General features: G+C 72.2%; 12 protein-coding genes. 6 read left to right on the top strand and 6 right to left on the bottom strand.

Annotated elements, in window-relative coordinates; translation table 11 throughout:
* Positions 1-15: 15 nt before the first annotated feature.
* On the bottom strand, positions 16-426 hold the full coding sequence (locus AB0B50_RS15310; RefSeq protein WP_362330703.1) for a hypothetical protein: 411 nt from the start codon (positions 424-426) through the stop codon (positions 16-18).
* A gap of 173 nt (positions 427-599) precedes the next feature.
* Between AB0B50_RS15310 and AB0B50_RS15305 the strand changes: the two genes are divergently transcribed.
* On the top strand, positions 600-1484 hold the full coding sequence (locus AB0B50_RS15305; protein ID WP_362331595.1) for an aminoglycoside phosphotransferase family protein: 885 nt from the start codon (positions 600-602) through the stop codon (positions 1482-1484).
* Between the two features lie 114 nt (positions 1485-1598).
* Here the strand turns inward: AB0B50_RS15305 and AB0B50_RS15300 are convergent, their stop codons facing one another.
* Both AB0B50_RS15300 and AB0B50_RS15295 read right to left on the bottom strand, forming a co-directional pair.
* Positions 1599-2231 (bottom strand): LysE family transporter, encoded by a 633-nt coding sequence (locus tag AB0B50_RS15300; protein WP_362330701.1) that lies wholly within the window; start codon positions 2229-2231, stop codon positions 1599-1601.
* A 468-nt stretch (positions 2232-2699) separates the two neighbouring features.
* Positions 2700-3296: a TetR family transcriptional regulator C-terminal domain-containing protein gene (locus AB0B50_RS15295; protein WP_362330698.1), complete on the bottom strand. Its 597-nt coding sequence runs from the start codon at positions 3294-3296 to the stop codon at positions 2700-2702.
* A 180-nt stretch (positions 3297-3476) separates the two neighbouring features.
* Here AB0B50_RS15295 and AB0B50_RS15290 point away from each other — a divergent pair, with 180 nt between their 5' ends.
* Positions 3477-3713 carry a hypothetical protein gene (locus AB0B50_RS15290; RefSeq protein WP_362330695.1) on the top strand — a complete coding sequence of 79 codons (237 nt, stop codon included), beginning with the start codon at positions 3477-3479 and terminating at the stop codon, positions 3711-3713.
* A gap of 90 nt (positions 3714-3803) precedes the next feature.
* Positions 3804-5060, top strand: a complete 1257-nt coding sequence (locus tag AB0B50_RS15285) for a pyroglutamyl peptidase (RefSeq protein WP_362330692.1) — start codon at positions 3804-3806, stop codon at positions 5058-5060.
* On the opposite strand, the gene AB0B50_RS15280 is transcribed toward AB0B50_RS15285, so the two are convergent.
* Entirely contained in the window at positions 5015-5836 is an 822-nt protein-coding gene (locus AB0B50_RS15280; protein ID WP_362330689.1) for an EI24 domain-containing protein, read from the bottom strand. The genes AB0B50_RS15285 and AB0B50_RS15280 overlap by 46 nt on opposite strands.
* A gap of 163 nt (positions 5837-5999) precedes the next feature.
* Between AB0B50_RS15280 and AB0B50_RS15275 the strand changes: the two genes are divergently transcribed.
* Together AB0B50_RS15275 and AB0B50_RS15270 are read left to right on the top strand one after the other, a co-directional pair.
* Positions 6000-8606 (top strand): M14 family zinc carboxypeptidase, encoded by a 2607-nt coding sequence (locus AB0B50_RS15275; protein WP_362330686.1) that lies wholly within the window; start codon positions 6000-6002, stop codon positions 8604-8606.
* 127 nt (positions 8607-8733) lie between these two features.
* Positions 8734-9894, top strand: a complete 1161-nt coding sequence (locus AB0B50_RS15270) for a serine hydrolase domain-containing protein (RefSeq protein WP_362330683.1) — start codon at positions 8734-8736, stop codon at positions 9892-9894.
* Between the two features lie 104 nt (positions 9895-9998).
* On the opposite strand, the gene AB0B50_RS15265 is transcribed toward AB0B50_RS15270, so the two are convergent.
* Together AB0B50_RS15265 and AB0B50_RS15260 are read right to left on the bottom strand one after the other, a co-directional pair.
* Complete coding sequence (locus AB0B50_RS15265; protein WP_362330681.1) at positions 9999-10427, bottom strand: organic hydroperoxide resistance protein; 429 nt, start codon at positions 10425-10427, stop codon at positions 9999-10001.
* Between the two features lie 99 nt (positions 10428-10526).
* The gene (locus AB0B50_RS15260) at positions 10527-11558 is read right to left on the bottom strand and encodes an NADP-dependent oxidoreductase (RefSeq protein ID WP_362330678.1); all 1032 of its coding nucleotides are present in this window, start codon (positions 11556-11558) and stop codon (positions 10527-10529) included.
* 98 nt (positions 11559-11656) lie between these two features.
* Between AB0B50_RS15260 and AB0B50_RS15255 the strand changes: the two genes are divergently transcribed.
* Entirely contained in the window at positions 11657-12082 is a 426-nt protein-coding gene (locus AB0B50_RS15255) for a MarR family transcriptional regulator (RefSeq protein ID WP_362330675.1), read from the top strand.
* Positions 12083-12157 lie beyond the last annotated feature (75 nt).

Below are 12157 nucleotides of genomic sequence, written 5' to 3'. Positions count from 1 at the left end.
TGAACGGTGCGCGCATCATGGGGTGTTCTCCACGACGGTGCTGTAGTTGTGCAGCCGTACTCCGTCGGGGCCGTACACGTTGAGCACGTATCCCTTGTCGAGACGGACGTCTTCCGCGGCCAGGAAGGCCGCGAGGTGGGTGGCGAAGTCGTCGAACGGCTCGTATCCGTCCTTCTTGCGGGTCCGCACGGTCAGGACGAGGACGCCGCTCTCGTCCTTCGCGTGGCTGATCCCGTAGACCCCCTTGTCCCCTCCCGATGTGCCGTACCGGTCGGCCAGTTCGGCCGCGGACTCGGACACGGGCGCGGTGGCCTTCGGAGGACCGTCCTCCGACGCGTCCTTCCTCCACGGGGCGGCCCCCTCGACGCCGCAGCCGGACAGCAGGACGGTGGCGGCCAGGCAGAGTACGGGCAGGATCCGTTTCATCGGGGGTGCCTCCGCGAGCCGAATGCCAGGCCACGACAATTCGGTCAAAGGTGTCGGGCGCGGTGATCACCATAGCCACACGACAAAGGACAAAAGCAAAATCGGATGCGTCGGGACATCCGTGTGGTGACGATGGGATGCCCGATCAAGGAGACCCCGTGCCCGAAGGCAGGATGCACGCCGACGAAGCCGACGTGGACGAGGCCCTCGTGCGTCGTCTGATCGCCGGCCAGTTCCCGGAGTGGGCCGAACTCCCGGTGGAGCGCGTCGAATCGGCGGGGACGTCCAACGCCATGTACCGGCTCGGGGCGGACATGGTGGTGCGGCTGCCGCGGGTGGCGGGGGCCGCCGAGGACATCGATCAGGAGCACCGGTGGCTGCCCCGGCTCGCGGCGGCGCTGCCCGTCGCCGTGCCCGCGCCGCTGGGCAAGGGCGAGCCGGGCGAGGGGTACCCGTACCCCTGGTCGGTCTTCCGGTGGCTGGACGGCGCGACGCCCGATCCGGGCGAACCGCTCGCGGAGCCCGCCCTGTTCGGCAAGGACGTCGCGGAGTTCCTGGTCGCGCTGCGCGAGGTCGACCCGGCCGGGGCGCCCGTCTCCTACCGCGGCGACCCGCTGGCCGGGCGCGACGCCCGCACGCGCGAGGTGATCGCCGGGTTGCGCGGCACCGTGGACGAGCGGGCCGCGACCGCCGTGTGGGACGCCGCCGTGGCCGCCCCGGCATGGGAGCGGCCCGCTGTGTGGGTGCACGGGGATCTGCAGCCGGGCAATGTCCTCGTCGACCGCGGCCGCCTCGGTGCCGTCATCGACTTCGGCTGCATGGGCCTCGCCGACCCCGCCGTCGATCTGATCGCCGCGTGGTACCTGATGGATGCCGGGGCCCGCGAGGCCTTCCGTGCCGGGCTCGGCCCCGCGGCCGACGACGCGATGTGGGAGCGCGGGCGGGGCTGGGCCCTCACGATCGCCCTCGACGAACTCGCGTACTACAACCAGGAGACGAACCCGGCGATGGTCCGCGTCGCACGGCTCGTCGTCGGCAGGCTGACCGAGGCGGCCTGACCGAGGTGGCCTGACCGAGACGGGCCGATCGAGAGGGACGGGCCGAGGCGCATGGCCCGAGCCCTCGGTCGGCAACGGCCCGAACCCTCCGTCGGCAGCGGAACCGAACGCCGCTCACGGCGCCGACGCGAGGAGGTGCACCGCCAGGCCCGTGATCAGTGCGCTCGACGCCAGCGCCGTGAGCAGGCGGCCCCTGCTGCTCGTCAGGGCGCGGCCGAGCAGTGCGCCGCCGCCCGCGAGGAGCAGTTGCCAGCTCACCGAGGCGGTGAACGCGGCCAGGGCGAAGGCCACTTGCTCCAGGTGCGTCAGCGACGCGGTGGCGGGGCTGCCGAGGACGAGCGCGGCGAAGTAGATCACCGTGGCGGGGTTCAGGAGCGTGATGCCGAGCAGGGCGGCGTACGCGCGGGCGGGGCCCGGCGGTGTGCCGGTTCCGCCGGTGGCCGTGCCGCGCCCGCGGTACTGGCGGACGGCCACCCTCGCGCCGCGTGCCGCGAGGGCGAGCAGCACCAGGACCGAGGCCCAGCGCAGCGGCACGACGCCCGGTTCGACGACGTCACTGAGCGAGGCGCCGCCGACCGCGGCGACCAGGGCGTAGAGGCCGTCGGCGGTCGCGACGCCGAGGGCCGCGCAGGCGCCGATCCGCAGGGACGTGCGCGCGGTGAGCGCCACCAGGTAGGTCGCCACGCCGCCGACGGGCATGGCGATGCCGTACCCGGCGAGAAGCCCCGCGACCAGGACCGCGCTCATGCGCGCGCGGTGATCGGCCTCCGCGGTCGGCCGGTCTGCCGCTGCCCCCGCACCGGACCAGCGGCGGGGACGGTCAGCGGCAGGGCGGCGACGGCCGGGGTGGTGGTCATGGGCCGAGCTTCGCGGGGGCGGGGCGGAAGCGGCAACCGAATTACGGGGCGGGGCCGACCGCCGGTCCGCGCGGCGGGCACCGACAGGCCGAACCCCGGTCCGCGCACCCGGCACCGACAGCCCGAACCCCGGCCCACACACCCGGCACCGACAGCCCGAACCCCGGCCCACACACCCGGCACCGACAGCCCGAGCGGCGCGCCCCGGCGATCGGTTCACGCAGAGCGAGCGGCAGTCCGTGCGGGCGGCACACCCGCACGGCGGGACCGGCGCCGAGGCCCGGCGCAAGCGGTGACCGGTCGGCCCGAGCGAGCGACTGCCCGCCATCCGCGCAGCGTGACGCCTCCCACGCCCTCGTTACGCCCTCAGCCCCTCCGCGTACCGCCCCACAACCCCCCGCGCCGACTCCGGTGTGTGGTGGCCCACCAGGACCTGGGCGGTGAGACCGTCCGTCAGGGCCACCAGCGCGTGGGCCTCTTCCGTCGGGTCCAGGCCGGTGCGCAGTTCGCCCGTGTCCTGGCCGTAGCCGATCAGCCAGACCAGGAGTTCGCGCAGCTTCGCGTACGTCTCGCGCAGGACCGCCGCGAGTTCGTCGCTGACCGCCGCGTGGGCCACGAAGGCTCCCCAGACCCGCGCCTCCGTCCGGTCCTCCTCCTCGACCAGGGCGAGCGCCGACAGGGTGCGGTCCAGCAGGGTCACGGCCGACTGCGGGGAGTCCGAGGCCTCGATGCGGGCCTTGGCGCGGTCGCCGATCCGGCGCGAGATGCCCTCCAGGGCGAAGAGCAGCATCTCGTCCTTGGTGCGGAAGCAGCGCTGGACGGCGCCCATCGACACCTTCGCCTCCGCGGCGACGTCGCGGAGGCTGACGGACTCCATCCCGGAGCGGGCGATCAGGACACAGACCGCTTCGGCGATGCGACTGCGGCGGTCCTCGTAGTCGACCTGTCTGGGCACGTGAGATGGCTCCTTCCAGGAGCGTCGGGCGGGGCGTGAAGTTTTCGATGCGGTTGCATCGTAACCCGGCTGCATGCATGATCTGATGCGACCGCATCGGAAAAAGCGGTGCCGCACGCGTGGCGCCGCAGAGGAGAAGCGGTGCCGCACGCACGGCGCCACGTTCGGGGAGATACGCAGATGGCAACGCAATCCAAGAAGTCCTCCGAGGGCCTGTTGGCGCTCTTCGGTTTCATCCTGGTCGTGCAGGGCTTCGGCTCCGCGGTCACGGAGTCCGGCTGGAACACCAGCTTCGGCGTCTCCGCCCTGCTGCGGGAGGCCGGCGCGCCCGCGTGGACGGACCTGGCGGTCGGGGCCGTCGGCTGCGTGCTGCTCGCGGCCGCCGCCCGCGCCCGGATGACGCGCAAGGCGTCCTAGCCCCGCCCACCCTGCGGTACGCACCCCGTAGCGCCCGCCCCTCCCGTCCCGCGATACTTCCGCCACCCCACCGGTTACGGAAGGACTCGCGTGCTCTCACGACTTGGCGCCCTCGGCGTCGCCGCCCTGCTGGCCGGGCTCGCCGCCCCCGCTCCCGCCTCCGCCGCCCCGGCAGGCCGCACGGCCCCCACCGCCGAGGAGCTGCGGCTGGACCGCGCCGCCCCGCAGGAGATCCTGCGGCGCAGCGGATTCGACTCCGCCGCACCGGAGTTGGCCCGCGCGCTGGACAAGGCGCACTCCTACGGCCAGGCCAGGCGTCTCGTCGTACGGGAAGGAAAGGCGCTGTGGCGGCGGGCCGTGGACCGTGCGCAAGGGCGCGGCCCGGCGGGCGGGGATTTGAGCCGGGACGACGACCGGCCGCTGTACTGGGCGCGGCTCGGCATGACGCGGGAGCTGCGGCAGTGGGAGCCCGGCCGTTTCCGGCTCGACGAAGAGCAGCGGGCGCGGCTCATAGGCGAGTTGGAGCGCAGCTCACGCGGGCAGGACGCCGTCCACTACCCCGGTGGGCGCGGCAAGGGGCACGTCAAGCGCATCCTCGTGACCGGCTTCGACCCGTTCACCCTCGACCGGGACGTCCGGATCAGCAACCCGTCGGGCGCCGCCGCGCTCGCCCTGGACGGCACGACGATCCGGACCGCCGACGGGCCTGCCCGCATCGAGGCGGTGACCTTCCCCGTGCGCTGGCAGGACTTCTCGGACGGGGCCGTGGAGCGGGCACTGCGGCCGCATCTGCCGCGCGTCGACCTGTTCACCACCATCAGCCAGGGTCGCGTAGGAAAGTTCGACGTCGAGCGGACCAACGGCGCCTGGCGCGGCGGCTTCCCCGACAACGACAACCTCTCGCGCACCGGGACCGTCCCGGTGGGCGACCCCGCCTCACAGCCCCAGTGGACGTCGACGACCCTCCCGTACAAGGACATCGTGGCCGCGAAGACCGGCCGTTTCCCCGTGTACGACAACACGTCGGTGACCGAGATCCCGGCGGGCGGCGGCGAGCCCGTGGTCAGGCCCGGCGGGCCCACCGAGGGGTCGACGGCGCGCGAGGGCGGCGGGGGCAACTACCTGTCGAACGAGATCGCCTACCGCGCCACGCTCCTGCGCGACCGGCTCGGGCTGCACGAGAGGCTGCCCGGCGGCCATGTGCACACGCCCGTCCTGCAGTTCGGCGCGGGGAACACCGATCCGGCGACGGGCGCCGTCACCGATCCCGAGTTCGTGCGGAACCGGCTCGACATCATCGCTCAGGTGAAGGGAATCCTCGGGGTCGCCGCCTCGTCGTCGTCCTGACCCGCGACGGCGGTACGTGAGCCGTCGCCGTCCGAGCCGTTCTCGCCAAGGAGGTCCCGTGCCATCAGCGTCGCGCCCGCGACCGCGCCCGGCATCAGGAACACGGCGACGAACGGCACCAGGAAGGCGACGGCGAGCGGCGTCCCGAAGCCCCAGGCGAGTTGCTTGCGACCGCGCAACAGGGCGAGGCGCTCGCGGAGTTGGACACCGCGGCGCTGCATCGCGACCGCGGTGAGCTCCTCCACGAGGAAGAAACCGGTCACGCAGAAGCCGACCATCGGGATCACGGTCTGACCGACGACCGGGATGAAGCCGAGCGCGAAGAGCAGGACGCCCCACAGCGCCGCGCGCACCACGATGCGCAGGCTGTCCCGCGCGGAGATCCACAGGTCGCGCCAGAGCGGAAGGCCCGACTCGGGGGCGTGGCCGCACTCGGAGATGTCGACCTGCTCGGAGAGCGATTCGTAGAAGGGCTCCCCGATGAGCAGCGTCACCGCGGTGAAGGTGACGACGGAGAGCAGCAGCGCGAGGGCGAAGAGCAGGGCCGTCAGGAAGCCGCGGAAGAGGCCGAGCCAGGGCGAGGACCAGTCGTCGGCGAACGGCGTGGCCCAGCCGACCAGATCGACGCCCCACAGGGCGAGCGAGACGAGCGCGGCCGCGTAGAGGACGAGCGTGATGAGGCCGGGCAGCAGCCCCCATCCGTACTGCTTGCCGTGCTGGGCGACCCAGCGCTGGCCCTTCATCAAGTAGCCGAAGCCCACACCGAGATCGCGCATGCGGCACACCTTAGCCGCAGGTCGCCGGGGGTTTGTTCGTGGTCATGTGCCAGGACTGTCACAGGTGGCGTGCGCCGGGACGGCACAGGAGGGAAGCAAGGCCCTCTTGTTGAACGGGAGTTGAACCGGTAAGACCTCGCTTACCGATCTTCCGGAGGTACGTATGGGTATATCCCGGCCGAAAAGGCCCGTTCCGCACAGACCCGTTCTGCTCACCGCCACCGCCACGGTCGGCGCGCTGGTCCTCACCGCGCTCGCCCCGGGCAGCGCGACCGCGGACCCGACGCCCCGTCCGGTCACCCGCGAGGGCTCGCCGCTCGGCGCCGACCGGGCCGCCAAGACGCCACAGGCGGCCGCCGAGCGCGCCCTCGGCGACGCGCGGTCCACGGCCCCGGGGCTCGGCGGTGACAAGGGCCGCGGGTACCCGCGCGAGCAGCAGCTCGACGTGCCCCCGGAGAATCCGGCCGACAAGTCGATCAAGCTGGGGCTCACGCCGTACCACGGCATAGCCCCGAAGCTGAACGCCCTGCAGCGCGTCGGCGACCGCGTGAGCGTGGAGATCGCGGGCCGTTCCGCGGGCGGGCACCAGCTCTACCTCGTGACCGTCACCGCCCCCGAGTCCGCGCGCGAGACGGCCCGGCAGACGCGGATGCGGGAGCGAATAGAGAACGACCCCGCGGGAGCCGCGAAGGACGGGGCGATCAAGTCCTCGTACAAGACACCCGTCTTCATCAACAACAACATCCACGGCAACGAGTGGGAGGGCACCGACGCGGCCCTGAAGCTCATCGAGAAGCTGGCGAGCGCGAAGGACGCGAAGAGCAAGGACCTCCTCGCGCACAACCGCCTCTACTTCAACATCACCACCAATCCCGACGGACGCATCGCGGGCACCCGCGCCAACGCCAACGGCTTCGACCTCAACCGCGACTTCATCACCGCCTCGCAGCCCGAGGTCCGCGCCGTCCGGCAGATCGCCATCGCCAAGCAGCCCGCGGTCATGATCGACCTGCACGGCTATGTGAACGGCACGCTGATCGAGCCGACCACTCCCCCGCACGGCGAGAACTACGAGTACGACCTCTTCCTGAAGAACTCCTACGCCAACGCGCTCGGCATGGAGGCCGCCGTCAACGGCCTCGGGTACACGGAGGAGAAGGACGGCGTGAAGCCCGCCGTCATCCCCTTCCGTGACCAGGAGGAGGGCTGGGACGACTGGCCGCCGATCTTCACCCCGCAGTACATGCCCTTCCACGGCGCGGTCGCCACGCACACCATCGAGTTCCCGATGCAGGTGAACAACGACGAGTACGAGTCGCAGCCGGTCGCGGAGCTGCGCCGCAGGGCCAGGATCAACACGGACATCGCGGGCGCCGCGATGCGCGCCACCCTCGACTACACCGACCGTCATCGCACCTCGGTGATCGCCGACCAGATCGAGGTGTTCCGGCGGGGCGCGACCGGCGCGAAGCAGGTGCCGGTGTCGGAGGAGACCGTGCCCGGCGTGCCCGGGATCGGTCCCGAGGACGTGTACACGACCGAGTTCCCGCGTGCGTACGTGATTCCGGCGGGCGGCGCCAAGGGCAGCGGTCGCGACCAGCGCTCGGCGACGGCCGCGGCGCGGCTCGTGGACCATCTGATCGCGGGCGACGTCCGCGTGGAGCGGGCGAGCCACGCCTTCCGGCTCGGCGGGCGGACGTACGCGAAGGGCTCGTACGTCGTCGACATGCACCAGCCCAAGCGGGGCCTGGCCAATGTGATGCTGGCCGACGGGCGCGACATCAGCGACAAGGTGTCGACCATGTACGACATCTCGGGCTGGAGCCTCGGACGGCTGTGGGGCGCGAGCGTGGACGCCGTGAAGGGCGGCGACCTGTCGGGCGTCCACGCGCGTCCGGTGCGGGCCGCCTCTCATGTGGGGTACGTGGCGCCGCGCGGCAATCTGCGGCTGCGGCTCGACGACCCGCGCGAGATCGCCGCGCTCAACTCCCTGCTCGCGGACGGGATCTCGGTACGCCGTGACCGTGACGGCAGCGCGATCGTGCCGTCGTCCGCGCGCCGTGCCGCGGCGAAGGCGGCGAAGAGGTACGACGTCTCCTTCGACGCCACGAAGGCCAAGGGGGGCGCCGCGCTGCACCGCACGCGGGTCGCCGCGGCCGTCACGCCCGGCGAGCTGTTCGCGCTGCGGGAGATGCACTTCGACGTGGTGCCCGTGTCGACCGCGACGCTCAACTCCGGCTTCGACTGGAAGAAGGCGGACGTACTCTTCGTCTCCGCGGGCCTCGACTACACCGAGCTCAACGCCTCGGCGAAGGCCGGCCTCGACCGCTTCCTCGCCGAGGACGGCGGCCTGGTCGGCCGCGGCGCGGGCGGCGCCGCGCTGAACTCCGACGCGAAGCTGATCGCCGCCGAGCCCGTCGAGGGCAACGGCGACGCCAACGGCGTGGTCCGCGTGACCGGTTCGGGCGGCACGATCACCGGCGGCGCCCCGGACCACAGCTTCGTCTACAGCCCCGTGTGGTTCACCGGCCTCGGCTCGGGTGTGCGCGTGGAGCAGCGGTACGGCACCGGCAACCCGCTGGTGTCCGGGCACTGGAGGGCCGCGCAGGACGGCAGCGGCGGGCCGAAGGACGCCGCGGGACAGGCCGCGGTCGTCAGCGGCACGGCCAAGGGCACGGACGTCGTCCTGTTCGGCACCGAGCCGCTCTTCCGCGACCACCCGAAGGGGGTGTTCCCGCAGGTCGGGCGGGCGCTGCTGAGCGTCGGCTGAGGCCGCGCCCGGCATCCCGTCCCGGGCGGGGCGGGATGCCGGGCCGGGGCAGGGCGGGAATGCCGGGCCGGGGTGGGGCGGTTGACCGGAGCACGATCGTCCCGTCGCGCCCTGGAGGCTGTTCAGCATGACCCGTGAGATCCGAGTGCAGGGCACCGTCGTCGAGGGATTCGAGGCGGTGCGCGACGAGTTCACCGCTGTCCTCGCCGGTGAGGAGCCCCACTACGCGGGACAGCTGGCCGCGTACGTCAAGGGCCGCAGGGTCGTCGACCTGTGGGTGGGGCCCGACACCGGGGCCGACACGCTGTACGGCGTGTACTCGTCCACGAAGGGCGCCGCCCACCTCGTCGTCGCCCTGCTCGTCCAGGACGGCGTGCTCGACCTGGACCGTGAAGTCGCCCACTACTGGCCGGAGTTCGCCGCCGAGGGCAAGGGCGCGGTGACCCTGCGCGAGCTGCTCGCACACCGCGCGGGCGTCTCCGGCGCCGACTCCGGCTTCTCCCCCGAGGAACTCGCCGACGACCGGGCGGTCGCCGCGCGCCTGGCGGCACAGCGCCCGTACTGGCGGCCCGGCACCACCTTCGGCTACCACGCCCTGTCCATCGGGGCGCTCGCGGGCGAGGTGGTGTTCCGGGCCACCGGGCGGACGCTTCAGGAGCTGTACGAGGAGCGGGTGCGCGCCCCGTTCGGGCTCGACTTCTACCTCGGCCTGCCCGAGGAGCACGAAGGACGGTTCCACTCGGTCCTGCCGATGGCCCCTACGCCGGAGCAGCAGGCGCTCCTCGCGGCCCTGCCGACCGGGCCGCACACCCTCACCTCCATCGCCTTCAACCGCAACGGAGCACAGCCCACCGACCTGGAGGCGCTGCCCAACTCCCGCCTCGTACGCGCCAAGGGGCCCGCGTCGGTGGGCGGCGTGGCCTCGGCGCGCGGCCTCGCGGGGATGTACGCCGCCGCGACCACCGGGATCGAAGGACGCGAGGCGCTCCTGAAGCCCGACACCCTCGCCGAGTTCGGGCAGATCCAGTCGATCGGGCACGACCTGGTGGCGCGGGCCCACAAGGTGTTCGCGGTCGGCTTCCAGGCCACCGCCGAGGCCTGGTACCCGTTCCTCGGCGCGGGCGCCATCGGGCACAGCGGCGCGGGCGGCTCGCAGGCGTTCGCCGATCCGCGCAGCGGTCTCGCGTACGGGTACGCGCGGCGGCGGTTCGCTTTCCCCGGCGGCCCCGCGGCGGAGAACGAGCGGCTCGCACGGGTGGTGCACGAGGCGGCGCTCGCGACGGGCTGACGTACGGCGCCTTCCACCGACGTACGTCGCCTTGCGACGCGTACGACGAAGGGCCGCACCCCCGCTTCGGGGTGCGGCCCTCGCGTACGCGGAGGCGGGCCGGGTCAGGCGACCGCGAGCTCGACCTTGATGTTGCCGCGCGTGGCGTTCGAGTAGGGGCACACCTGGTGGGCCTTCTCGATCAGGGACTGCGCGGTGGCCGCGTCCACATTCGGGATGGAGGCGGTGATCTCGACCTCCAGGCCGAAGCCACCGGCCTCGTTCTGGCCGATGCCGACCTTGGCGGTCACCGTCGAGCCGGAGATGTCGGCGTTCTCCTTGCGGGCGACGACGCCGAGGGCGCCCTGGAAGCAAGCGCTGTAGCCGGCCGCGAAGAGCTGCTCCGGGTTGGTGCCCGCGCCGCTGCCGCCCATCTCCTTCGGGGGGTTCACGACGACGTCGAGCTTGCCGTCGTCGCTGGCCACGCGGCCGTCGCGGCCGTTCTCGGCGGTGGCGACGGCGGTGTACTTGACGTCGATCTTCTGGATGGACATAACTGCCGGTTCCTCCTGAGATGTGACGTGGCGCGCGCCCACAACCACGAATTGTGGAATCAGGTTATCGGATGCCGGAAGATCGACGACAGGGCCGTCTCAGGCGAGGGAGACGATCATCTTTCCCGTGTTCTCGCCGCGGAGCATGCCGAGGAATGCCTCGACGCCGTTCTCGACGCCCTCGACGACCGTCTCGCGGTACTTGAGCTCGCCGGAGCGCACCCAGGCGCCGACCTCGCGCACGAACTCGGGCTGCAGCGCCTCGTGGTCGCCCACGAGCATGCCCTGCAGCCGCAGGCGCTTGCCGATGACCATGGCGAGGTTGGTCGGGCCCGGGGTCGGCTCGGTGTCGTTGTAGCCGGCGATCATGCCGCAGATGGTGGCGCGGCCGTGCACGTTCATGCGGCTGATGGCGGCCTCCAGGTGCTCACCGCCGACGTTGTCGAAGTAGACGTCGATGCCGCCGGGCGCGGCCTCCTTGAGCTGCTCGACGACGGGCTTCGCGTCCTTGTAGTTGAAGGCCGCGTCGAAGCCGTACTCCTCGACGAGCAGCTTCACCTTGTCGTCCGAGCCCGCCGAGCCGACGACGCGCGAGGCGCCCTTCAGCTTCGCGATCTGGCCGACCTGGCTGCCGACGGCACCGGCCGCACCGGAGACGAAGACGGAGTCGCCCTCCTTGAAGGAGGCCACCTCGAGCAGTCCCGCGTACGCCGTGAGGCCCGTCATGCCGAGCACGCCGAGGTAGGCGGAGAGGGGCGCGGCCTGCGGGTCCACCTTCGTGGCCTGCCGGGCGGGGACGGTGGCGTACTCGCGCCAGCCCCCGAAGTGCAGGACGTGGTCGCCCACCGCGAAGCCCTCGGCGTTCGACGCGACGACCTCGCCGACCGCGCCGCCGTCCATGGGGTTCTCGAGCTGGAACGGCGGGATGTACGACTTCACGTCGTTCATCCGGCCCCGCATGTACGGGTCCACGGAGAAGTGGAGGTTGCGGACCAGGACGTGCCGCTCGGCCGGGGCGGTGACGGGAACCTCGCGCAGGGCGAAGTCCTCCGGGACCGGCCAGCCTTCCGGGCGCCGCACGAGGTGCCATTCACGGCTGACGGAGGGGAGCTGCTCGGGGGTGACGGACATAGGGGCGTCCTCCTGGTGCCTCAGAAATACTTCAGGTTCTGAAACAACCATGCTCCTCAATATTTAAGAATGTCAAGTAAATGGGTAGCCTGGTGACCATGACGAACATCGATCCGCTGACTCTCGAAGTCGTCGAGCTCATCGGCACGGTCGTGGGGCGCTACCACGAGGAGTACGAGGAGGCGGCCGCCGAGCACGCGCTGACCGGGGCGCAGGCCCGTGTCCTCGGGCTGCTCTCGCTCGAACCGATGCCGATGCGGCTCGTGGCGCGGAAGATGAAGTGCGAGCCGTCGAACATCACGGGCATCGTCGACCGCCTGGAGGCGCGCGGCCTCGTCGAGCGGCGGCCCGACCCCGCCGACCGGCGCGTGAAGCTGGCGGCGCCCACGGCCGAGGGCGTCCGGGTCGCCCGGAGCCTGCGGGAATCGCTGAACTTCGCGCGGGAGCCGCTGGCGGAGCTGTCGCGCGAGGAGAGGCTGTCCCTGCGAGGGCTGCTGCGCAGGATGCTGGGTGAGGTGGAGTAGGGGCGGGGCGGTAGAGGCGGGGGGGGGAAGCTCCTTGCCGGCATTCCGTCCGCGGGTACTTCGTGGCTGGTCGCG

Origin of the sequence: Streptomyces sp. NPDC041068 (assembly GCF_040647455.1) — a bacterium.
GTDB lineage: Bacteria > Actinomycetota > Actinomycetes > Streptomycetales > Streptomycetaceae > Streptomyces.
The sequence above is the reverse complement of the archived record's forward strand: the minus strand, read 5'-3'. Positions and strand labels throughout refer to the sequence as shown.